Here is a 21,899-nt window from a genome sequence, read left to right on the forward strand (position 1 = left end):
CCCGCGAAGCCCGGCCGCAGCCCGTCCCGGCGGGGCAGCACACGGATCCGTGCATTACACCGCAACTCCCCCGGTCCGCGCCCCGGTTGGCACACCCACGACCCACGGCCCCGAGTAGTCCCCGGATCACCCTGCGCAACAGCCCGATCGCGCCGGATCGCACCTTCTCCACAGAATGCCGATGAGACCTTCACTGCAGACCAACGGCGTGCGCCTGCGAACCAGCCTTCCCCACTTCGGCCACTCCGCCCTACCGCGGGCGCCGCGCCCGGCCTGGGGCCGGAAAACACCGTGGGGCCCGCGGTGTGCGGGCCCCACGGTGCTGAGGGTGGGTCAGGCGGTCAGAGCGGGACGGCTCAGAAGGCGTCCTCGGCCAGCTCCATGACGTCCAGGTCGACGCCCTCGGCGATCAGGCGCTGGGCGCTGGTGGTGGGCAGGATGTTGCGGGCGAAGAACTTCGCGCCGGCCACCTTGCCCTGGTAGAAGGCGAGGTCCTTGCCGGTGGCGCCGCCGTCGATCTTGGCCTGGGCGACCACGGCCTGGCGCAGCAGCAGCCAGCCGAGCACCACGTCGCCGGAGACCAGCAGCAGGCGGGTGGTGTTGAGGCCCACCTTGTACATGTTCTTGGCGTCCTGCTCGACCGCGGTGAGGTCGGCCAGGGTCTTGCCGACGATCGCCTCCAGGTCGCCGGCGGCCTTGGCCAGCAGCTCGCGCTCGGCGGCCAGCGCCTCGCCGCCCTCGCCGGTGGCGAGGAACTTCTGGATCTGCTCGGAGACCGCGGTCAGCGCCTGGCCGCCGTCCTTGACGATCTTGCGGAAGAAGAAGTCCTGGCCCTGGATCGCGGTGGTGCCCTCGTACAGGGTGTCGATCTTGGCGTCCCGGATGTACTGCTCGATCGGGTACTCCTGCAGGTAGCCGGAGCCGCCGAAGGTCTGCAGCGACTGGGCCAGCTGCTCGTAGGACTTCTCCGAGCCGTAGCCCTTGACGATCGGCAGCAGCAGGTCGTTCAGGCGCTCGGCGGCCTCGTCGCGCTCACCGCGCAGGCGGGCGGCGAGCATGTCGTCCTGCACCGAGGCCGTGTAGAGGACCAGCGCGCGCATGCCCTCGGCGTAGGCCTTCTGGGTCAGCAGCGAGCGGCGCACGTCCGGGTGGTGGGTGATGGTGACCCGGGGCGCGGCCTTGTCCGCGAAGTTGGCGATGTCGCCGCCCTGCACGCGCTCCTTGGCGTACTCCAGCGCGTTCAGGTAGCCGGTGGAGAGGGTGGCGATGGCCTTGGTGCCGACCATCATCCGGGCGAACTCGATGATCTTGAACATCTGGCGGATGCCGTCGATCTTCTCGCCGACCAGCCAGCCCTTGGCGGGGTGCTTGGCGCCGAAGGTCATCTCGCAGGTGTTCGAGGCCTTGAGGCCCATCTTGTGCTCGACGTTGGTGGCATAGACGCCGTTGCGCTCGCCCAGCTCGCCGGTCTCCCAGTCGAAGTCGAACTTGGGGACGATGTAGAGGCCCAGGCCCTTGGTGCCCGGCTTGCCGCCCTCGGGGCGGGCCAGCACCAGGTGGATGATGTTCTCGGACATGTCGTGCTCGCCCGAGGTGATGAAGCGCTTGACGCCCTCGATGTGCCAGGAGCCGTCCTCCTGCTTGATCGCCTTGGTGCGGCCGGCGCCCACGTCCGAGCCGGCGTCGGGCTCGGTCAGCACCATGGTGGCGCCCCAGAGCTTCTCGACCATCCGCTGGGCGACCTTCTGCTGCTCCTCGGTGCCCTCCTCGTAGACGACGCCGGCGAAGGCCGGGCCGGAGGAGTACATCCAGATGGCCGGGTTGGAGCCGAGGACCTGCTCCGCGTAGGCCCAGACCAGCGAGGACGGGGTGACCTGGCCGCCGACGCCCTCCGGGATGCCCAGGCGCCACCACTCGGCGTCCATGTAGGCCTGGTAGCTCTTGCGGAAGGTGGCCGGGATCGGCGCGGTGTTGGTCTCCGGGTCGAAGACCGGCGGGTTGCGGTCGGTGTCGGCGAAGGAGGCCGCCAGGTCGTTCTCCGCCAGGCGGGAGATCTCGCTGAGGATGTTCTTCGCGGTGTCGACATCCATGTCGGCGAACGGACCGGTGCCGTACACCTGGTCGCGGCCGAACACCTCGAAGAGGTTGAACTCCACGTCCCGCAGGTTGGACTTGTAGTGACCCATGGCCGTTTCTCCGGTTCGTCGCTCAGGGTGCGCCCTCACGCGCCCCTACCCGCCAGTACACCTCATGATGCTACCGGTAAGTAACTTCATCAAGCCCCCGGGCGTTAATCGGGCGTGAACACGGTCACGTCCGACCCCCCGAGTGCCTTTCTACGACGTCTGCCACTGCCCTGCATGGAATTGTCCGATAGTCAGCTCTCAACAGCTCCGCCCCCGGCCACCTTGTCCGGATCGACCGCCGCGCAAGGCCCGCCCGGCCCGCTAGCCTGTCCGTGTGTACGGCTATGAGCAGAGCGCCAGCGGCGGCTACCCCGGCGACCCCTATCAGCAGGCGGGTCAGCAGGGCATGGGCGCGGGCTACGGGCAGCAGGGGTACGGCGCCCAGGCCGGCCCCGGCATGGCCGGCGCGGGCTACGGCGAGCAGCAGCAGGCCGCCGGCCAGTCGCTCTACCCCGAGCCCTCGCCGCCCTCGCTGGCCGACGCGGTGCGCGCCTTCACCACCGGCTCGATGCCGATGGAGGACTTCCAGGCGATCTTCATCACCTCCAAGGTGCACTGCCCGCGCGGCGACCGCCCCGGCTTCCTCGCCCTGCACAACACCCCCACCCCGGTGATCCCGATGTTCAGCTCGCTCAAGGAGCTGCGCCGGTACGCGGGCAAGGAGTCCAAGCACTTCACCGTCTCCGGCGCCGAGGTGCTGGACCTGCTGCCGACCGGCTACGGCTTCGCGCTGGACATGGAGGGCGAGCACCGGATGGTGTTCGACGCCCGCGCGGTGGAGCAGATGGTGGACTTCACCATGCGCCGGATGTACGGCTGAGCCGGACCGGGTAGACCCACTGGTACGCCCCGGGTCAGCTCCCTCCCCATTTAGTTCAATCTTCAACTTGCTTCTAGTTGAGGATTGAACTAATCTTGCCCACGTAGGCCCGAGGACCCGAACGAGGAGGCCGACATGCCCGCCGTGACCGTAGAGAACCCGCTGATCCTGCCGCGCATCGCGGCCCCCGCACCCGACGCGGTGCCCCGCCCGGCACTGGCCGTCTCCACCGCCCCCGAGGGCTTCGAGGGCGAGGGCTTCCCGGTCCGCCGGGCCTTCGCCAAGATCAACCAGAAGTACCTGGACCCGTTCATCATGATGGACCAGATGGGCGAGGTGGACTATCAAGCTGGTGAGCCGAAGGGGACCCCGTGGCACCCGCACCGGGGCTTCGAGACCGTCACGTACATCATCGACGGCACCTTCATCCACCAGGACTCGCACGGCGGCGGCGGCACCATCACCGACGGCGACACCCAGTGGATGACCGCCGGCTCCGGGCTGCTGCACATCGAGACCCCGCCGGAGTCGCTGGTGATGTCCGGCGGGCTGTTCCACGGGCTGCAGCTGTGGGTGAACCTGCCCGCCTCCGACAAGATGATCGCCCCCAAGTACCAGGACATCCGCGGCGGCAGCGTCAAGCTGCTGACCTCCGCCGACGGCGGCGCGCTGGTCCGGCTGATCGCCGGCGACCTCGACGGCCACCAGGGCCCCGGTGCCACCCACACCCCGATCACCATGATCCACGTCTCGGTGAACCCGGGCGCGCAGATCACCCTGCCCTGGCGCAGCGACTTCAACGCGCTCGCCTACGGCCTGGCCGGCAGCGGCTCGGCCGGCGAGGAGCGGCGGCCGTTCCACATGGGCCAGGCGGTGGTCTTCGGGGAGGGCGACTCGCTCACCATCCGCGCCGACGAGAAGCAGGACTCCCGCAGCGCCAACTTCGAACTGGTGCTGCTCGGCGGCCTGCCGATCCGCGAGCCCGTCGCCCACTACGGCCCGTTCGTGATGAACAGCCACCGGGAGCTGCAGCAGGCCATGGAGGACTTCCAGGCCGGCCGCCTCGGCACCATCCCGGCGGACAGCACCCTGGGACGCTGACCCCACGACAGTCCGCTGCCCGTGCCGCTAGATGAAGCGCGGCACGGGCGCTCGATTCTGGCGTTCTGTCAGCCGGATGGCCCGCATCTGGGCCACGAGCCGATGAGGACCGGTACATCGCCTGCAACATCGCGTCCACCCACGCCTGTTACTACCCCTCCCAGGGGCGATGAGGACTCGCAGCGGTGGCGCTGTGGCTCTGGCATTACGTGTTGTTGCTACCCCTACCAGGGGCGATGAGGACCGCCCAGGCCCGCAGTCTGCGCGGCGTCCTGATGACGTTGCTACCCCTCGCAGGAGCGATGAGGACCACGCGCATGTGGCGCGAGGGCAACATGATCATGGGGTTGCTACCCCGCCCGGGGGCGATGAGGACGAGCGACGAGGCGGCCGAAGCGTTCGATTCCTACGAGTTGCTACCCCTTCCAGGGGCAATGAGGACTACTCACCCAGCGCATCTTGGACCGCCAGCAGCTCATTGCTACCCCTCCCAGGGGGCGATGAGGACCGGCGCATCGTCGTCCGGACGGCGACCACCGTACAAGGTTGCTACCCCTCCCAGGGGGCGATGAGGACCGTCTGGCAGTACGGTCCGCTGGTCACCGCTATGACGTTACTACCCCTCCCGGGGGCGATGAGGACCAGGAGGTGCGCACCGAGGACGAGGAGCACGACGAGTTGCTACCCCTCCCAGGCAATGAGGACTCGGCCGGCCCAGCTCCTCCGAGGTGGCCTTCGCCTTGTTGCTACCCCTCCCAGGGGCAATGAGGACGCATGGGAGCTGGTCGCCCTGTCCGAGCAGCACAGCGTGTTGCTACCCCTCCCAGGGGCAATGAGGACCGGCGCCCCCGTTCCATGAGAAGCGATTCCCAAACCGAGGGACACGGCTGTTGCTCGAACATCCGCGCGCATCAGCCTCGTTCGGGTGATCGCCCCGCGGCCAGCGCATGGGAGAAGGACCTCCTGCACAGTTCGGTGATGTCGAGTCAACGAACAACCAGGAGGCCCTCGTGCTCCACTGTGGCGTGCTCGCTCCGTCCGCGTCCAGCTCCGGCATGTCGTGCGATTGCCTCGCACACCGGCTCGGGAACGCCGCCGACCAGCCCGGTCGGACCCGCCGCTACGGCTCCGACCTCACCGACGCGGAGTGGGCGATCGTGCGGCCGCTGCTGCCCGTTCCGGCCTGGCTCAACGGGCGAGGCGGCCGCCCGGAGGGCTATTGCCACCGTCAGCTGATCGACGCGGTGCGCTACCTGGTCGCCGAGGGCGTGCGCTGGGCGAGCCTGCCCGCCGACTTCCCCAAGTGGCGGGCCGTCTACCGGTTCTTCCGCCGCTGGCGCGACAACGACCTCATCAAGGAGCTCTACGGCCGACTGCGCAAGCGCCTGCGCGAGCTGACCGGGAAGAAGGAAGAGCCCACAGCCGCGATCATCGACTCACAGTCGGTCAAGGCCGACGCCACCGTTGTCGCCGCCACCCGGGGCTACGACGCCGGAAAGAAGATCAACGGCCGCAAGCGACACATCGCCGTGGACACCCTGGGCCTACTGCTGGTGGTGATGGTCACCACCGCCTCCGTCAAGGACAACGACGCCGGCTGCGACCTCCTGGAGCGCCTGCGCGCCGAACACCACCGCATCGCCCTGCTCTGGGCCGACGGCGGCTACACCGGCTGGCTGGTCGCCTTCGCCCACACCGTCCTCGCCCTCGCCCTGACCGTCGTCAAGCGCAGCGACACGCCACCGGCTTCGTGGTCCTTGCGCGACGCTGGGTCGTGGAGCGCAGCTTCTCCCACCTGATCCGGGCCCGACGCCTGGCCCGGGACTACGAGACCCGAATCGACAACGCCGAGGCCATGGCCTGGTGGGCCGCGAGCATCCCGGCCACCCGCCGCCTGGCCCGCTCCGGCAAACCGGCACCCCGCCGCGTCAAGCCGTCCGCAGCCTGAACAGCCCCGGCCGCCCCTCGCTCAACCAGCCCCGCTCCACCAGCCGCTTCGCCCTAAACCGCGCCGCCTGCTCCCTCGCATCGGTCGCGGGCCAGCCCAGATCCTCCCGCATCGCCCGCGCCCGCACCCCCTCCCCACCTCCGGCCACGTCCTGCTCGACCAGGGCCACGATCCGCGCGCACTCGGGCGGCAGCACCTCGGCCCCCAACCCCTCGCGCCACTGCGGTACTTCGACCCGCGGCCCGACCCCACTCGCGACCGGCACCGCTGCCGCTGGCGGCCCGCACACCGCAGTCTCATCGGCCGCCTCAGCCAGAGCCTCGACGGTCTCCTCGCGGGCGATGACCGCGCGCCGCGCGGCTTCCTCCGCCTCCGCGACAGCGGCTTGAAGCCGTTCCAGTTCGGCCCTCAGATCCTCCGCCCGGGCCAGCGCCACCCGCTCGCGCCGCTCCAGCACTCCCAGCACCGACGGCATCCGCCACCTCCGACCACGCCCCGCACCGACACGACGGTCCGAGCATGCCTACCGAGCGACGGCCACACACCTCACCTGGGAAAACGTGACCCTATCTTCGTTTTGGGAATCGCTTCTGACGGCTCGTCACCCTGGCCGTTGCTACCCCTCCCAGGGGCAATGAGGACCCGACCGCCAGGCTGGCCTTCGTCCGGGTCGACAGGTTGCTACCCCTCCCAGGGGCAATGAGGACCACCGCGGCCGCAGGCGCTTGCTTCCGCCCGTACCAGGTTGCTACCCCTCCCAGGGGCAATGAGGACAGGTCCAGGCAGGTCACACCGATGCTCTCGTAGAACGGTTGCTACCCCTCCCAGGGGCAATGAGGACCGGTAGCGGGCGGTCTGCTTGGCGACGTGGTCGCGGTTGCTACCCCTCCCAGGGGCAAGGAGGACCCTGAGCCTGCCCGGCGAGGACGGGGTGCTCACCGAGTTGCTACCCCTCCCAGGGGCAATGAGGACCAGGAAGGTCCAGGCGAGTGCGGTGATCAGCGCGAGTTGCTACCCCTCCCAGGGGCAATGAGGACCGGTAGCGGGCGGTCTGCTTGGCGACGTGGTCGCGGTTGCTACCCCTCCCAGGGGCAAGGAGGACCCTGAGCCTGCCCGACGAGGACGGGGTGCTCACCGAGTTGCTACCCCTCCCAGGGGCAATGAGGACCAGGAAGGTCCAGGCGAGTGCGGTGATCAGCGCGAGTTGCTACCCCTCCCAGGGGCAATGAGGACCTCATCACCCGCGCCCGCCTGGCCGCCCTGAACGCGTTGCTACCCCTCCCAGGGGCAATGAGGACGTCGAGGAACTCTGCAAGGACCGCGGCGCGCAGGGCTGTTGCTACCCCTCCCAGGGGCAATGAGGACTCGGTCTCTGGCACCGACGGCGCCACCGTGCGCATGTTGCTACCCCTCCCAGGGGCAATGAGGACGGATCGCCGAGCAGATCCGCGACCTCCTCAACCAGCTGTTGCTACCCCTCCCAGGGGCAATGAGGACTGACCACCAGGAGCCCCTCATGACCAAGTACCAGTTGTTGCTACCCCTCCCAGGGGCAATGAGGACTGGCGGCGCTGCGGGCGAGGGGGAGTGGGCTGTGAGGTTGCTACCCCTCCCAGGGGCAATGAGGACGTGTCGGCCGCGGTCGGCGGCCTCGGCCTCGGCCTGTTGCTACCCCTCCCAGGGGCAATGAGGACGCGAGTCGCCGGCGCCCCCGCACCTGTGGCTAATCCTGTTGCTACCCCTCCCAGGGGCAATGAGGACCTCCTGGCCGGGTGGCTGCTCGGCCTGCTCTACAGCCGTTGCTACCCCTCCCAGGGGCAATGAGGACTCCCCGCCGGCGTACCGCTCGTCCAGGCACCGCGCCTGTTGCTACCCCTCCCAGGGGCAATGAGGACCCGGACCTGCGAGCGGCCGGCCGGCGAGCGATGCACCTGCGCGTTGCTACCCCTCCCAGGGGCAATGAGGACCTGACCGCGGAGGTTTTCGCGCACGCCGCGCAGTCTGTTGCTACCCCTCCCAGGGGCAATGAGGACCCCAATGTGAAGCCGCAGGTCCGAGAGCAGTTGATGCGAGATGGCTCGGCCATTTTTGCAGTGAACCTCCGGTTGTGTTGGATGGGCCGGTGTGTCGCTGAAGTTCGGCGTGATCAACAGGTCTGTGATCGGACCAACTGTGCTGCCCGCGCTTGTCTAAGCTCCCCCAGCTGGGCAGTTCCGTGCTTGGCAATCCCGGCCAGGGCCTCGGTGGACGCAGTGGCGGCGGGAGCTCAGACGTAGGCCTGTTGAAGTCGTCGACCGACGCTGCGTCGTCTTGCCATCGGCGGAACCTGGGCGAGCGTCCGTGATCACTTTCGGGATTCTCCTGCTGGTTGTCAGTTGCCGGTTCTAGGGTCATAGCCACCTCTAGCTGACGTTACGTCAGCTGGCCTATCAAGCTTGCCCTTTTAGCGCAGGAGTGCGAATGCGGGTCCGCCTCTCGGTGGTGACGACGGCGTCGGAGATGCCGTGGGGGAGCGTGCTGGCGCCTGGCCGAGGGCTTGTCTACGACTTGCTCGCCCGCGGAGCTCCCGAGCTAGGGCGGCGGCTGCATGACCAGGGTCTGGGGCCACACGGGATGGCGCCGTTCGGACACGGTGCGCCGGTGTTCGCGTCGGCCCCCAAGCGGCGCGGCCGGTATGCGGTCGGCGGTCGCGGGATGGTGGAGTTCGGCAGTCCGCTACCGGAGGTCGCACAGGTGCTCGCGTCCGGTCTCACCAAACGAGAATTGGTCGACTGGGGTGGGGTGGCGCTTCGGGTGACCGGCGTGGCCGCGGTTGCCCCGCCGTCGTTCTCCTCCGGAAGAGCGGTGCTGCGTACGGCTACCCCCGTGGTGATGAAGGGCTCCGGGCGCGATGAGACCGGCGAGCGGACGACGCGGCAGGCCTGGGTCCTGCCGGCGGAGCCGGAGTGGGCGGGCTACTTCCAGCAGAACCTGGTACGCAAGGCGGAGACGCTGAAGGTGGATCCGGCGGTGAGTCTGGAGGCGGTGACCTGGATCGGCCCGAAGCGGTCCTTCGCCGTGAGCCAGGGAGCGAAGCCCGGCGCCGCAGTGGAGGTAGAGCTGACGGGCCCTCCAGAGACGTTGCAAGCCCTGTGGAGCTGGGGACTTGGGCAGGCGAACTCCGCGGGTTTTGGTTGGGTGAGCGCGTGAACGATTCAGACTGGGAGCTGGCGACTCAGACGACGGTGGTGTTGACTGCCCATCCACTCCAGCGAGTTGGCGCCTTCGCGCTCTTCGCCATGGCAGGTAGCGCCCCGGGCGAGCAGACCTTCGAGCGGGCTGTCAACCTCTCCGCTCGTGATGCGGTCCGCGCAGCGCTCGTACGAGACACCAACAGCGCTATCGGCTTCTGGCTCAAAGTCAGCTACTCCTTCTTCCCGAGCGCTCCGATGAACCATCCCAGAAACCGCAAACTGACTGATGCCCAAGTGGCTGAGAATGTGAAGCTCTGGCGCACCCTGCCGACGCGCTCGTCGTGGCCGGATGTGGAGTGCGTCCTGTGCGGACGGGTTGCCATCGGCTTCTTCGGGAAGCGGGACGTTCCGCTGGCCGAAAGCGCTTCCTACCGCAACTCCACGCCGCCCGGCCACGAGGGAATGGCGCTGTGCTGGCCGTGCCTGCAGAGCTTCTACGCACTGCCGTACGGCGTCCGGCTCACCGGGGGCTCGTCGATCGCCGTGCACAGCTGGGACGACGAGTTCCTGCAGCACGCCATTACCGAGCAGGTCGACCACAACCTGATGCTCGCCGCGACCGGGGACGCCGCCCGCCGCCAGCAGGACGTGCGCGAGGTCGTGGCTCTGACCGCCTTGCGTACCCACCGCCGCCCGGTCGGGGCAGCCGTGGAACTGCTGCTCTTCAACAACAACAACCGCGGCCAGCTGCTCGAAGCACACAAGCTGGACCAGCCGCTGGCCGAGTGGCTGCGCCGCACTCAGCGCCACCCCGACCTACGGGCGGGCTTTGCGGAACTGCTGCGCGCCCATGCGACCGCCTCCACTCCCGGTCTGGTCGCTCTGGCCCACAACGCGTTTCGCACGCCGACCAGGATCGTGCCGACTGGGCACGGCCGCCTGCTGCGCACCCTGACCCGTGCCGCGCACGACCGAGCACGGTCCCGAGCGCTGGCCGACCTACTGAACTCCTTTGCCACCGAGGTGATGCTGATGACCGAGAAGGACCTGGCCGAGATCGCCCGGACGGCAGGAAACGTGGCCGTGCTGTTGAACAAGGCGACCACCGGGGGTCAGTTGCGCACCTTCCGCACCCTCCTTCGCGAGCCGGCCAAACTGCGCCGCTGGCTGATGACTGAGGGGGTGCAGTGGGCGGTCAAGCCGCCCCAAGACGTGGCGGGACCGCTGGTGTCCGAGCGCGGCTTCGAGCTGCTCTTCGACCCGGTCTCGGAGAACCCGGCCTGGTTCCACCGCGACATGCTCCTGGTCGGGGTACTCGCCGAGCTGAACCGGCTCGGGTGGAAGCCGGAGAAGCCGGAGGACGAGCCCGAGCAGCCCCTCGCGCTCCAGGACAGCGAAGCGATCGAGCGCGAGACGGAGGAGGACGAGCGATGACGTACCTGGTGGGCAAGATCGTGCTGGACGTGGTGGCGGGAGCCCCGAACAACGGCGAGGCGGACGACAACAACGGCAAGGTCAAGCAGCTCAGGGTCGGTCGCGACATCCACCCCTACGTCTCCGCCCAGGCCTTCCGCCGCTGGCTGCGCGACAGCATGCCGGCCGAGACCGACCGCTCACCCGTCACCCGCAGCGGCTCCGGTGCCAAGCAGCAGGCCCACACGGCCGGCCGACCCGACCTCTACCTGGACGACGACCTGTTCGGGTACATGGTCGCGATCAAGAAGGAGAGCTACCAGCGCGACACGGTGCTGGCCACCGGCACCCTGGTCTCGGTGGTGCCCCAGCGGCCGACCATGGACTTCGGCACCATGAGCCGGGACTTCCCGCCCGGCGAGCACCCCGTCATCCACTCCCACGAGCTGTACAGCGCCACGCTGGCCGGCGACCTGCTGCTGGACCTGCCGCGGGTAGGGGTGTTCGAGACCGAGGCCGGCGGCATCCGTACCGCGCTCTCTCCGGCAGCGGCCGCGGAGGCACGGATCAACGGTGCGGAGGAGGCCGAACTGCGTGGCAACACGGCTCTGCGCCTACCGCTGGCCACCCGTCAGCAGCGCGCCGCCACCCTGCTGCGGACGCTGGCCCGGGTGCGCGGCGGCGCCAAGCAGGCCCTGCACTACGGCGACCGCACCGCCTCCCTTCTCCTGCTGGCGCCGATGCTCGGAGGCGTCAACCCGTTCACCCGGATCGTCGGCGCCCACGACGGCCGGACCGTCTTCCAGACGGACGTGCTGCGGGAGGAGATCACCGCCTGGGCCGACGAGTTGGACGGTCCGATCCTGATCGGCTGGGCACCCGGCTTCCTGGGCGATCAGCGCGACCGTGCCCGCAAGGACCTGGCCGATCTGATCGGCAACGGCACCGTCGTCCTGGAACACCCCAGGGTCCTCCTCAACGATCTGGCTCAGCGCATCGAGACCGGCGAGCACGCCGCCTGGTTCGAGGACCCCGCGAAGTGACGGAGGACAACCGCGCGGCTCTGTGCGTCACGCTCACCGCTCCTGTCGTCTCGTTCCGCAACCACCTCTACTCCGGAGTGCAGGTCACCCTGCCCTGCCCCGCGCCGACCACGGTCGGCGGACTGCTCGCGGCAGCGGCCGGCGGGTGGGACCGCGTCGATCCCGGACTGCGTTTCGCAATGGCCTTCCATGCCGCCGGTACCGGAGTCGACTTGGAGACCTACCACCCGCTCGGCGCCGCGGGGAAGACGACGACACCCGCCCCGCGCACGCGCGAGTTCCTGGCCGGCGCCACTCTCACCCTGTGGCTGGTCGACGAGATCGACCTGTGGCGCCACCGCTTGCGCCGCCCGGTCTGGCCGATCCGGCTCGGGCGATCCCAGGACCTGGTCGGTATCCGGATCGGCACCACCACCCTGCGGCCGCGCGAAGGCGAGCAGCGCAGTGCCGTCGTCCCGGCTTTCCCGAAGGCCGGGGGGACGCTCCTGCGCTTGCCCACCGCGGTGGCGCCGGGCCGCGACCGCACCCGCTGGGGCGACTACCGGCACGATGCCGTCGGGCGCAGCCACGTCATCGTGCCGGACAGCCTCACCGGGCCCGACGGCGAGGCAGTGGTCCTGCTTCCTCACGTCCATCCCCGAGCGGCCTTGGGCTCCAACGGCGGCATCGGGGAACGAGCGTGACGGCTCCGGCGGCCGTGGCGGGCCCATTGGCCGCGGTGTTGGCGAAGAGCGCGACCAGCGGCCGGGCCGCGGAGCAGCTCACCGCCCATCTGGAGGCCACCCTGCGCGCGGCGATCCGGCTGCGGGAGCGGGTCGGCCGGATCGAGGTAGCCGAGGATGTCCTGGCAAGCCACTTCTGGCCGGCCGTCGAACTGAGTGCCCTCTGCCACGACGGTGGCAAACTCCCCCGCGGCTTCCAGCAGATGGTGCGCGGGCGGAGTCGCGCGTGGGGGGAGCGACACGAAGTCGTGTCGCTCGGCTTCCTCGACTCCCTCGTCCCCGACAGCCGGCTGCGCCGTTGGGTCGCGGCCGGAGTCGCCACACATCACCGACCTCTGACCGGAAGCTCGGGCCGAGACCTCCGGCTCCTCTACGCCGACCTCACCGTCGCCGAACTCGCGGCCCGCATCGGCCCGGTCGACGACCAGGCCGTCGGCGCACTGCAGGCCTGGCTGCACGCGACCGCCGCGATGGCAGGGCTGCCGACGACCGCTCGACCCGCTGCCGGCGGACTGCTGGGTGCCGGCGACCTCGTCTCCCACGCGCACGAGACGCTCAACTCGCTTCTCCGGCAATGGGACCGTCGGGTCGACCGCGATCAGGGCTTGGCAGCGGTGCTGCTGCAAGGTGCGGTCACCCTGTCCGACCACCTCGCCTCCGCACACGGCACGCTCCACACCCGCCAACCCCTCGACCACCGTTTCCGGCCCGTCCTGGAACGGCAGATGGCCGACCACGGCCGCATGCTGCGCGAGCACCAGATCCGCGCGGCCGCCGCCAGCGGCGACCTGCTGTTGCGCGCGCCGACCGGGAGCGGCAAAACCGAGGCCGTGCTGCTCTGGGCCGCCCGGCAGGTCGGCGAGATCGCCGAAGGCACTGGGGGCGCGCCACGGGTGTTCTTCACCCTGCCCTACCTGGCCTCGATCAACGCGATGGCTCACCGGCTCGGCGAACTCCTCGGCGACCAGGAGCTGGTGGGCGTGGCCCACTCACGCGCCGCCTCGTACCACCTGGCCGCCGCCATCCGCAGCGCCGACGGCCACGGCGACCAGTCAGCCGCGGATACGGAGGAGGTCGATCCCTGCCGGGCCGACGAGGCCGCCAAAGCGCTGTCCCGGGCTGCGGCGACCAAGCTCTTCCGCGAAAGCGTCCGGGTGGGCACGCCGTACCAGCTCCTCCGGGGAGCACTGGCGGGCCCGGCCCACTCCAGCCTGCTCGTCGATGCGGCGAACTCGGTCTTCATCCTCGACGAGCTGCACGCATACGACCCCCGCCGACTCGGCTACCTGCTCGCGGCCGTCCGCTTGTGGAAGCGCCTGGGCGGACGCATCGCCGTCGTGTCCGCCACACTGCCCGAGCCCCTGGCAGACCTGTTCCGTGACGGCCTCGGTGCGCGGCCGGAGGTGGTGGACACCCCCGACCTCGGTCTGCCTGCGCGGCACCGTCTGCAGATCCGGGCACACCACCTCACCGATCCGTCCGCGCAGGAGGAGATCCGCCGACGGATCGGCCACGGCGAGAGCGTGCTGGTCGTCGCCAACAACGTTGCCCACGCCCTCGCGTTGTTCGATGACCTGGCACCGCACGCACGTGCCCGCCACGGTGACGACAGCGCGTTCCTCCTGCACTCCCGGTTCACCCGAGCCGACCGCGACCGGATCGAGAGGAGCATTCTCGCCAGATTCGGAAGCACCGCGGAGCACCGGCCCGGGCTGCTGATCGCCACGCAGGTGTGCGAGGTCAGTCTCGATCTGGACCTCGACGTCCTGTTCACCGCTGCGGCGCCACTGGAGGCGCTGCTGCAGCGCTTCGGACGCGTCAACCGCGTTGGCTCCCGGCCGCCGGCCGACGTCATCGTCCACGCCCCCAACTGGACCCGGCGCCGCGGGCAGGCCGGTGAATTCGCCGACGGCGTCTATCTACGTGAACCCGTGGAAGCCGCCTGGCACCACCTCATGGCGCACCACGGAAGCCTGATCAGCGAAGCCCACGGCACACGATGGCTCAACGCCATCTACGCCACTGCCTGGGGCGCCAGCTGGCGGGAGGAGGTCGAGGACCACCGTGACGCCTTCGAACGCGCCCTCTTGGGGTTCCAGCGGCCGTTCGCCGACCGCAGCCACCTCACCGAGACCTTCGACGAACTCTTCGACGGGACCGAGGCCGTGCTCGAGCAAGACCTCGACGCCTACGCCGAGGCGCTCGCGCAGGGCACCGGCGCTCAGGGACGCCTGCTCGCCGACAACTTCCTCATCCCCATGCCTGCCTGGACCGCCAAGCTGACCCGGTACGAGAAGAGCCTCAACGTCCGTGTCATCAAAGGCGATTACCATCCGGACCGCGGGCTGCTGGCCGTCCACGGTGAACACCGCGACACCTACCGACCCGGCGAGGTCCTGTGATCGACGAAGCCGACGTGGGCGGGGTCCACATCAAGTACCTCTACCACTGCCAACGCCAACTCTGGCTCTACGCGCGAGGCCTTCGACCCGAACACCTCAGCGCTGCCGTCCAGTTCGGAGAAGCCGTCCACGAAACCAGCTACACCCGCAACTCGCCCGTGGACCTCGGCGCCGCCCGACTGGACTTCGTCGACGGCCGACACTGGGTCCACGAGGTCAAGTCCTCCAGCCGACCAACGCCGGCTGATCAGGCGCAGGGGCGCCACTACTGCTACCGCCTGCAGCAGATCGGCATCGACGCCCAGGGGACCGTCCTCCACTACCCCGCAACCCGCCGCACCCAGCGCCACCCATTCACCGAGCAGGAGGCCGAGCAAGCCGAGGCCGACATCCAGCAGGTCCTGGCCGTCTGTGCACAGGCCAGCTCGCCGGACCGGCTGACCCGCTCCGACTGCCGTGGCTGCAGCTACACCGACTACTGCTGGACGGACTGACGACCACGATGCCTGCCGCCACCCGGACCTACTGGCTCACCACCCCCTGCCGCATCCGGCGCAAGGACCAGTCCCTCGTCATCGAACGGGACGACAACCCCGACGTCCACATCCCTGTCACCGACGTGCGCGACATCGTCGCCTGCTCCCACGTCGATCTCAACACGTCGGTCGTCTCCCTTCTGAACCGCCACCGCATCAACGTCCACCTCCTCAGCCACTACGGTGACTACGCAGGCTCGCTCCTGACCTCGGACACCTCCACCTCCGGCGAAGCAGTCCTTGCACAGGCACGGATCGCCGCCGACAGCGCCGCTAGCCTCGGTATCGCCCGTTCCATCGTCGACGCCTGCGCCTTCAACGTCCGGCGTGTCGTCGACCGCAAACTCCTCACCCGCCCTTATGCCGTCCTGCAGGAGTCCGTTGCAGGTGCCGCCACACCAGCCCAACTCATGGGAGCCGAAGGGACCTTCCGACGCTCAGCCTGGGAGGTGATCGACACCAAGCTCCCGGACTGGCTCCAACTGGGCGGCCGCCAGAGAAGGCCGCCCAAGAACGCCGGCAACGCCTTCGTCAGCTACGTCAACGGCATCACGTACGCCCGAGTCCTCACCGCCCTGCGCCTGACACCGCTCCACAGCGGCATCTCGTTCCTGCACAGCACCATGGAACGGCAGCGGCACTCGCTGGTACTCGACCTCTCCGAGATGTTCAAGCCCCTGTTCGCAGAGCGCATCCTCCTGCGCATGGCCAGCCGCAACCAGCTCAAGGAACACCACTTCGACCAGGACACCAACCAAGCGATGCTCAGCGACAGCGGACGCCGACTCGTTGTCCAGACCGTCCGAGACGAACTCGCCACCACGGTCGCACACCGCACCCTCGGCCGACAGGTCGCCTACGACGAACTGCTCTACCTCGATGCCCTCGCCCTCACCCGCCACTGCCTCGAAGGCACGCCCTACAAGCCGTTCCGGATCTGGTGGTGACCGGCCATCCACGTCATCGTCGTCTACGACACCGCAGCCCAGCGAAACCCCAAAATCCTGCGCACATGCCGCAAGTACCTCCATCACGTGCAGCGAAGCGTCTTCGAAGGGCAACTCAGCCAGGCCCAACTCCGACACTTCCGCGCTGCCGTGGAAGATGTCCTCGACCTCACTCACGACAATCTGCTGATCTACACCATGCCCTACGGCGCAGAACCCCAACGCATCGAGGTCGGAGTGACCGAGCCAGCTCCCAGCGACATCCTCTGACCACCGCCGTTTCAGCAACACACCGGAGCCGGGAGCACGACCGGAGGTTCGCTGAAATCCACGCCCACGGAGCAGGTCTCCACAACCCTCGGAGCTGCGGCTTTACCGTGGGGTCCTCATCGCCCCTGGGAGGGGTAGCAACAGGAACCGCCGGTCGCTGACCTCGACCAGGAGGACGCGTCCTCATCGCCCCTGGGAGGGGTAGCAACCGGCGGCGTGCTGGCCCAGATCGCTGGCGGCCTGCTGGTCCTCATCGCCCCTGGGAGGGGTAGCAACAGACTGTAGGACGGCAGGCCGGGCGCCACCTTCTTGTCCTCATCGCCCCTGGGAGGGGTAGCAACAGGAGCAGCGGCTGCGGGCTGCTGCGGAGCAGCCGGTCCTCATCGCCCCTGGGAGGGGTAGCAACATCACACCGCGGTCGAGCCCGGCCTGCCGGGCCCCAGTCCTCATCGCCCCTGGGAGGGGTAGCAACAGCGCAACCGCATCGCCGACCAGCGCCGGACCCGGGTCCTCATCGCCCCTGGGAGGGGTAGCAACGCGAAGGTGACGGTTCCGGTGACGCCGGCCTGGGCGAGTCCTCATCGCCCCTGGGAGGGGTAGCAACCCGTCTCGTGATGGCCGAGCTCACCCGGGGCGGTGGTCCTCATCGCCCCTGGGAGGGGTAGCAACCTCGGCGCCCGGCCGGTCACCGCGGAGGCGGACTCCAGTCCTCATCGCCCCTGGGAGGGGTAGCAACGGGCAGTGCTCGCGCAGCATTGCCGCGGCTTCCCGTCCTCATCGCCCCTGGGAGGGGTAGCAACACAGGCGTTGAGACTCGGCCGCCCTGCTGGCCGACCGTCCTCATCGCCCCTGGGAGGGGTAGCAACCACCGACGCCCTGCTGGTCTCCCAGCCGGACCGGTCCTCATCGCCCCTGGGAGGGGTAGCAACCAGGCCGAAGAGGTGCGTGCCGTGGAACTGGACGCGTCCTCATCGCCCCTGGGAGGGGTAGCAACCCCCAGGCAAGCTGCTCCGGCGTGCCGCGAAGAGGATGTGGGTGCCCCCGTCTCGGGCGCCGAGGCCACTGCAGGCGGATGTCTCGTAAGCGAGGAACCGTTGCCAGAGCCGCGCAGATCGTTCGATCTCGGCGAGGACGGTCGGGTCCTCTAGGCTTGCCCAGTTGCTGGCTGAGCCTGCCAGCACCTCTCCTCCACAGTCAGCGACGAGCGCAGTGAGCTGTTCCCAGGTGAACATGCGGCAGACGTGGGTCATACCAGGCACGTGGCGAAGGTCGCCCGTCCGGATGACGGCGTCGGTGACGTCGGTGCCATAGCGGATGGCGAGTTGGGCGGCCCCGGGGAGGCGGGCGCGCCAGCTGCCCCAGAGGGACATGACGGAGGCGATCAGGACGCCTTCGGGCTTCAGGATGCGTAGGAGGCCGGTGAGGGCCTGGCGCTCCTGGTCGAAGGCGTAGGAGAGGGGACCGCCGTAGGCAAGGACGAGGTCGAAGGTGGCGTCGGGGAAGCGGGTGGTGTCGCGGATGTCGAGGGTGTGGCGGGCCTCGACAGCGTGTTCGGCGCCGGCGGCGGCGACGTTGGTCTGGTTCAGGCGGAGCTGGACAGGCGAGAGGTCGGTGGCCACGATGCGGGCGCCGTGTTCGGCTAGCAGGGTGGTGAAGCGGCCGGGGCCGGCGCCGATCTCCAGTACGTACTGATTGTCCATCAGGTGCGGTGCGAGGAAGCGTCGGTGGATCTCGTAGGAGACCCGACCGGCTACGTCCTTGGTGAGCCTTTCGTGCTCTCCTTGGGCGAGGTCGTCGTAGTAGCGGCGGATGTCCTCGACCGAGCGGTCGCTGCTAGGCAGGTCAGCCGGGGTGTCGGTCATCCGTTTCCTCCGTGGCGTCGAGCGCGAGGAAGCTGGTGCTGACGGCCCCTCACCTGGGGTTCTCAAAACGGAGCGATTCGGGCGGTGCTCCACCACTAGACTGCGTTCTCCGTCGTGGTGTCGGCGCGAGCGCCGCCGCGACACTCCGCAGTTTCACCGAGAGGACGGTCTCCGGTCCCATGCGTTGGTCCCAGCTGTACGTGCCCACTCTCCGGGAGGACCCGGCGGACGCGGATGCGGTGAGTCACCGCCTGCTGGTGAGGGGAGGGTTCGTCCGGCAGCTGATGGCCGGTCACTACTCCCTGCTGCCACTGGCGGTGCGCGTCCGCGCGAAGATCGTGGACATCATCCGCGAGGAGATGAGCGCGATCGGCGCCCAGGAGTTCGTCCTGCCGGCGATGCACCCGGCGGAGATCTGGCAACGGACCGGCCGCTGGGAGGTCATGGGCGAGGAGATGTTCCGGCTCAAGGACCGCAAGGGCGCGGACATGGCCCTCGGCATGACGCACGAGGAGATCTTCACCGTCCTGTCCCAGGAGCTGCGCTCCTACCGGGACCTGCCGCAGCTCTGGTACCAGTTCCAGACCAAGTTCCGCGACGAGGCCAGGCCCAAGAGCGGCCTGCTGCGGGTGCGCGAGTTCACCATGAAGGACTCGTACAGCTTCGACGCGGCCGACGAGGGCTTGGACCGCTCGTTCGACCTGCACCGGGGCGCGTACGAGCGGATCTTCGAGCGGCTCGGCCTGCCGGCCATCGCCGTGCAGGCCTCCAGCGGGAGCATGGGCGGCAGCGCCTCGGTGGAGTTCATGAGCCCCTCCGACGCCGGTGAGGACCTGGTGGTCCGCTGCCTGGGCTGCGGCTACGCCGCGAACACCGAGAAGGCCACCTCCGCCCTGGCCATCGTGGTGGACGGCCCCGGGCTGGACGTGCCCGAGCGGTTCGACACCCCCGAGGCTCGCACCATCGAGGAGCTGGCGCGCCTGCACGGCGTCCCGGCCGAGCGTCAGGTCAAGACGCTGGTGTACGTGGTCGACGACAAACTGACCCTGGTGCTGCTGCGCGGAGACCACAGCCTGGTCGAGCAGAAGCTCATCGACACCCTGGCCGCCACCGCCGTTCGCCCGGCGACCGTGGAGGAGATCCAGGCAGCGCTCGGCGCCTCGCCCGGCAGCCTCGGCGCCGTCGGCGTCACCGGCCTGCCGATCCTGGCGGACGAGGCCCTGCGCGGGCGCACCGACATGACCACCGGCGCCAACGCCGACGGCGTCCACCTGCGCGGCCTGGCGGTGGAGCGGGACATCGCGGTGGAGCGGTGGGCGGACCTGCGCGAGGTCGTCTCCGGCGAGCCTTGCCCCACCTGCGGCGAGCCCCTGGACGTGGTGGTCACCATCGAGGTCGGCCACATCTTCAAGCTCGGCCGCAAGTACACCGAGAAGCTCGGCGTCACCGTGCTCGGCCCCGACGGCGACCGGGTCGTGCCGACCATGGGCAGCTACGGCATCGGCGTGGAGCGGGCGATGGCGTCGATCGTGGAGTCGCACCACGACGACAAGGGCATCGTCTGGCCGGTCTCCGTGGCCCCGTTCGAGGTCGCGCTCGTCGTCCTGGGCGTCACCGACGCCGCGGTGGCCGAGGCCGCCGAGGACCTGTACCGGAAGTTGCGGGCCGAGCGGGTGGACGTGCTGCTGGACGACCGCAACGAGCGGGTCGGGGTGAAGTTCAGCGACGTCGAGCTGATCGGCATCCCGTACCGGATCACGGTCGGCGCCCGCGGCCTGGCCGAGGGGACCGTCGAGGTCACCACCCGGGCCACCGGCGAGACGCAGCTGGTGCCGGTGGCCGAGGTGGTGGAGCACGTGCGGAAGCTGCTGCCGACCGCCGTGTGAGTCCGTGTTCAGGCGAGTTGGTGGAACTCCTCGGTGACGAGGGTTCCGGGGTAGCAGCGGAGGGTCTTCGCGATGCTGCGCGCCTGGGTCTCGTAGTGGCCCATGGCGCGCAGCTTCGCCTCCAGGCTGGCTCCGACCGGCACCTTCCAGGTCGGAGCCAGGCGGGCCGCCTCGACCAACTCCGGCGCGAGGAAGCCGGGCCTGGCGGGTTCGGTGTACGGCGTGCTGCTGGTGGCTAGAAGGACTTCCGGGGCACCGGAGTGCCGCTGCAGGGCGGCCAGCGCGATGCGGTGGGTGGCCCGGTGGTCCGGGTGGCCGTTCATCCCGTTGGGCGGGAAGGTCACCACCTGGCGGGGTCGCCAGCGGTGGAGCGCGCTGAGGACCAGGTCGACCCCCGCTGCCTCGTGGAGTTCGAGGTCTCCGTCGGGGAGGCCGTGCACCTCGGCGCAGCTGGTCCCGAGCGCTTCCGCGGCCCGGTGCAATTCCAGCTCCCGGACGGCGGGCAGGTCCTCTCGGGAGCAGATGCCCAGGGTCCGCCCTGTCTCACCACGGGTCAGGGTGACGGTGACGGTCGTTCCGCCGGCCTGTGCACTCTGGTGGAGGAGGGCGCCGAAGTGGAGCACCTCGTCGTCGGGGTGGGTGCTCACGGCGAGCAGGTCGGCCCTCACACCGGCTCCCGGGTCTGCTGGTCGGCCAGACGGTCCAGGATGTCGCGGTCGGTGATGTTCCCGATCAGGTGGCGCCGGTCGTTGGAGTCCTCGGTCTGCCAAGGGGGTGCTGGTGACTGGTCGGGTGTCCAGACGAGGCCGGCGGAGTCGATCAGCAGGTACCGGTGCTTGCGCTCCGCCGCGCTCTTGGCCACCACGCGGATCCGTCCCAGCATCTCCTGATGGATCGTCATGATTGCGCGATGGAAGTCGGTTTCGGTGACGAGAAACCGTTCGCGGTTCCGGTGACCGAGCGGTCCGATGGGCATGAACTGGAAGAGCTGCCATTCGCGGATGCTGGGGTGACCGGCCAACAGGCTGGCGATCTGTGCCAGGTCGTCGAGGTTGCCGGAGTGCACCACCGTGTTGATGCAGACGCTCGCGCCGACGGTGTCCAGCAGGGTCAGGATCTCCTGCTGCGCCGAGACACTGGCATGTCGGCGGAACTGCTGCTGGATGCGGTCGGTGCTGCCGTCGAGCGGGATGCCGATCAGGTCGGCGACCTCCGCTACCCGGTCCGCGGACACATGCTCGGCGACGCCCTTGCCCATGAAGCGGATCCGGGCCGGGCCGAGGAACGCGGTACCGACCGTGTCCAGGTGGATCCGCAGCCCCAGGGTGTGCAGTCCGGTGAGCAGCACGAGGATGTCGGGGCGGGTGAGCGGGTCGCCGCCGCCCACGGTGATCCGTTCCAGGCCGAAGCGGTTCCGTAGGCCGGCGGCGAAGGCGAGCACGTCGGCGGTGGCGCTGACTGTGGCACCGAAGTGGTTGTAGCAGCCTGGGCAGGCGACGAAGCAGCTCTTGCCCGCGCTGAGGATGACACTGTGCATGGAGTCCCCAGTGGTCGAGGAGGAGGTTGCTGGTGGGCAGTGCTGTGCTGGTG

At 69.3% G+C, this 21,899-nt stretch carries 17 protein-coding genes, 1 pseudogene and 2 CRISPR repeat arrays; of the genes and pseudogenes, 13 read left to right on the plus strand and 5 right to left on the minus strand.

The window, feature by feature from the left end:
• Positions 1-356 precede the first annotated feature (356 nt).
• Complete coding sequence (locus tag ACFYNO_RS33670) at positions 357-2,186, minus strand: acyl-CoA dehydrogenase (protein WP_388021319.1); 1,830 nt, start codon at positions 2,184-2,186, stop codon at positions 357-359.
• A 274-nt stretch (positions 2,187-2,460) separates the two neighbouring features.
• Between ACFYNO_RS33670 and ACFYNO_RS33675 the strand changes: the two genes are divergently transcribed.
• From ACFYNO_RS33675 to ACFYNO_RS33690, 4 genes are all read left to right on the plus strand, one after another.
• Entirely contained in the window at positions 2,461-3,006 is a 546-nt protein-coding gene (locus ACFYNO_RS33675) for an SseB family protein (RefSeq protein ID WP_388021320.1), read from the plus strand.
• 135 nt (positions 3,007-3,141) lie between these two features.
• Positions 3,142-4,107 carry a pirin family protein gene (locus tag ACFYNO_RS33680; RefSeq protein WP_388021321.1) on the plus strand — a complete coding sequence of 322 codons (966 nt, stop codon included), beginning with the start codon at positions 3,142-3,144 and terminating at the stop codon, positions 4,105-4,107.
• A gap of 1,055 nt (positions 4,108-5,162) precedes the next feature.
• A complete protein-coding gene (locus tag ACFYNO_RS33685) occupies positions 5,163-5,906 on the plus strand; it encodes an IS5 family transposase (RefSeq protein WP_388021322.1) in 744 nt (247 codons plus the stop codon).
• Positions 5,882-6,055, plus strand: a complete 174-nt coding sequence (locus ACFYNO_RS33690) for a hypothetical protein (protein ID WP_388021323.1) — start codon at positions 5,882-5,884, stop codon at positions 6,053-6,055. Before ACFYNO_RS33685 ends, ACFYNO_RS33690 begins: the two co-directional genes overlap by 25 nt.
• Here the strand turns inward: ACFYNO_RS33690 and ACFYNO_RS33695 are convergent.
• Positions 6,036-6,530 (minus strand): hypothetical protein, encoded by a 495-nt coding sequence (locus tag ACFYNO_RS33695; protein WP_388021324.1) that lies wholly within the window; start codon positions 6,528-6,530, stop codon positions 6,036-6,038. The genes ACFYNO_RS33690 and ACFYNO_RS33695 overlap by 20 nt on opposite strands.
• A 137-nt stretch (positions 6,531-6,667) precedes the next feature.
• Positions 6,668-8,088: direct repeats of the CRISPR family, unit length 30 nt; unit sequence GTTGCTACCCCTCCCAGGGGCAATGAGGAC.
• A 607-nt stretch (positions 8,089-8,695) separates the two neighbouring features.
• On the opposite strand from ACFYNO_RS33695, the gene ACFYNO_RS33700 reads away from it, so the two are divergent.
• From ACFYNO_RS33700 to cas2, 8 genes are read left to right on the plus strand one after another with little or no spacing between them, the layout of a single operon-like run.
• A complete protein-coding gene (locus ACFYNO_RS33700) occupies positions 8,696-9,244 on the plus strand; it encodes a CRISPR-associated endoribonuclease Cas6 (RefSeq protein WP_388021325.1) in 549 nt (182 codons plus the stop codon).
• Positions 9,241-10,662, plus strand: coding sequence for a hypothetical protein (locus tag ACFYNO_RS33705; protein WP_388021326.1), 1,422 nt, complete (start codon positions 9,241-9,243; stop codon positions 10,660-10,662). The genes ACFYNO_RS33700 and ACFYNO_RS33705 overlap by 4 nt, the downstream gene beginning before the upstream one ends.
• Positions 10,659-11,684, plus strand: coding sequence for a type I-B CRISPR-associated protein Cas7/Cst2/DevR (gene cas7i / locus ACFYNO_RS33710; RefSeq protein ID WP_388021327.1), 1,026 nt, complete (start codon positions 10,659-10,661; stop codon positions 11,682-11,684). The genes ACFYNO_RS33705 and cas7i overlap by 4 nt, the downstream gene beginning before the upstream one ends.
• On the plus strand, positions 11,681-12,367 hold the full coding sequence (gene cas5 / locus ACFYNO_RS33715; protein WP_388021328.1) for a CRISPR-associated protein Cas5: 687 nt from the start codon (positions 11,681-11,683) through the stop codon (positions 12,365-12,367). The genes cas7i and cas5 overlap by 4 nt, the downstream gene beginning before the upstream one ends.
• A complete protein-coding gene (gene cas3, locus ACFYNO_RS33720; RefSeq protein ID WP_388021329.1) occupies positions 12,364-14,808 on the plus strand; it encodes a CRISPR-associated helicase Cas3' in 2,445 nt (814 codons plus the stop codon). Before cas5 ends, cas3 begins: the two co-directional genes overlap by 4 nt.
• Complete coding sequence (locus ACFYNO_RS33725; RefSeq protein WP_388021330.1) at positions 14,805-15,302, plus strand: CRISPR-associated protein Cas4; 498 nt, start codon at positions 14,805-14,807, stop codon at positions 15,300-15,302. Before cas3 ends, ACFYNO_RS33725 begins: the two co-directional genes overlap by 4 nt.
• Before the next feature lie 8 nt (positions 15,303-15,310).
• Positions 15,311-16,291, plus strand: a complete 981-nt coding sequence (gene cas1b, locus ACFYNO_RS33730; protein ID WP_388021331.1) for a type I-B CRISPR-associated endonuclease Cas1b — start codon at positions 15,311-15,313, stop codon at positions 16,289-16,291.
• A gap of 15 nt (positions 16,292-16,306) precedes the next feature.
• The gene (gene cas2, locus ACFYNO_RS33735) at positions 16,307-16,561 is read left to right on the plus strand and encodes a CRISPR-associated endonuclease Cas2 (RefSeq protein WP_388021345.1); all 255 of its coding nucleotides are present in this window, start codon (positions 16,307-16,309) and stop codon (positions 16,559-16,561) included.
• Between the two features lie 112 nt (positions 16,562-16,673).
• A CRISPR array of direct repeats spans positions 16,674-17,555; the repeat unit is 30 nt; unit sequence GTCCTCATCGCCCCTGGGAGGGGTAGCAAC.
• A gap of 337 nt (positions 17,556-17,892) precedes the next feature.
• On the opposite strand, the pseudogene ACFYNO_RS33740 reads toward cas2, so the two are convergent.
• Positions 17,893-18,423, minus strand: a pseudogene (locus tag ACFYNO_RS33740) (class I SAM-dependent methyltransferase); the annotation flags it as partial.
• 179 nt (positions 18,424-18,602) lie between these two features.
• Here ACFYNO_RS33740 and ACFYNO_RS33745 point away from each other — a divergent pair.
• On the plus strand, positions 18,603-20,309 hold the full coding sequence (locus tag ACFYNO_RS33745; RefSeq protein ID WP_388021332.1) for a proline--tRNA ligase: 1,707 nt from the start codon (positions 18,603-18,605) through the stop codon (positions 20,307-20,309).
• An 8-nt stretch (positions 20,310-20,317) separates the two neighbouring features.
• Here the strand turns inward: ACFYNO_RS33745 and ACFYNO_RS33750 are convergent, their stop codons facing one another.
• Positions 20,318-20,977 carry a PIG-L deacetylase family protein gene (locus ACFYNO_RS33750; RefSeq protein ID WP_388021333.1) on the minus strand — a complete coding sequence of 220 codons (660 nt, stop codon included), beginning with the start codon at positions 20,975-20,977 and terminating at the stop codon, positions 20,318-20,320.
• A complete protein-coding gene (locus ACFYNO_RS33755) occupies positions 20,974-21,846 on the minus strand; it encodes a radical SAM protein (RefSeq protein WP_388021334.1) in 873 nt (290 codons plus the stop codon). The genes ACFYNO_RS33750 and ACFYNO_RS33755 overlap by 4 nt, the downstream gene beginning before the upstream one ends.
• Between the last annotated feature and the right edge of the window lie 53 nt (positions 21,847-21,899).

It is taken from the genome of Kitasatospora sp. NPDC006697 (assembly GCF_042869935.1).
Taxonomy (GTDB): domain Bacteria; phylum Actinomycetota; class Actinomycetes; order Streptomycetales; family Streptomycetaceae; genus Kitasatospora.

Coding starts and splice junctions, on each gene's coding strand:
- ACFYNO_RS33745 (WP_388021332.1), top strand. CDS start 18,603: ATGCGTTGGTCCCAGCTGTACGTGCCCACTCTCCGGGAGGACCCGGCG.
- ACFYNO_RS33670 (WP_388021319.1), bottom strand. CDS start 2,186: ATGGGTCACTACAAGTCCAACCTGCGGGACGTGGAGTTCAACCTCTTC.
- ACFYNO_RS33695 (WP_388021324.1), bottom strand. CDS start 6,530: ATGCCGTCGGTGCTGGGAGTGCTGGAGCGGCGCGAGCGGGTGGCGCTG.
- ACFYNO_RS33755 (WP_388021334.1), bottom strand. CDS start 21,846: ATGCACAGTGTCATCCTCAGCGCGGGCAAGAGCTGCTTCGTCGCCTGC.
- cas7i (WP_388021327.1), top strand. CDS start 10,659: ATGACGTACCTGGTGGGCAAGATCGTGCTGGACGTGGTGGCGGGAGCC.
- ACFYNO_RS33680 (WP_388021321.1), top strand. CDS start 3,142: ATGCCCGCCGTGACCGTAGAGAACCCGCTGATCCTGCCGCGCATCGCG.
- ACFYNO_RS33685 (WP_388021322.1), top strand. CDS start 5,163: ATGTCGTGCGATTGCCTCGCACACCGGCTCGGGAACGCCGCCGACCAG.
- cas1b (WP_388021331.1), top strand. CDS start 15,311: ATGCCTGCCGCCACCCGGACCTACTGGCTCACCACCCCCTGCCGCATC.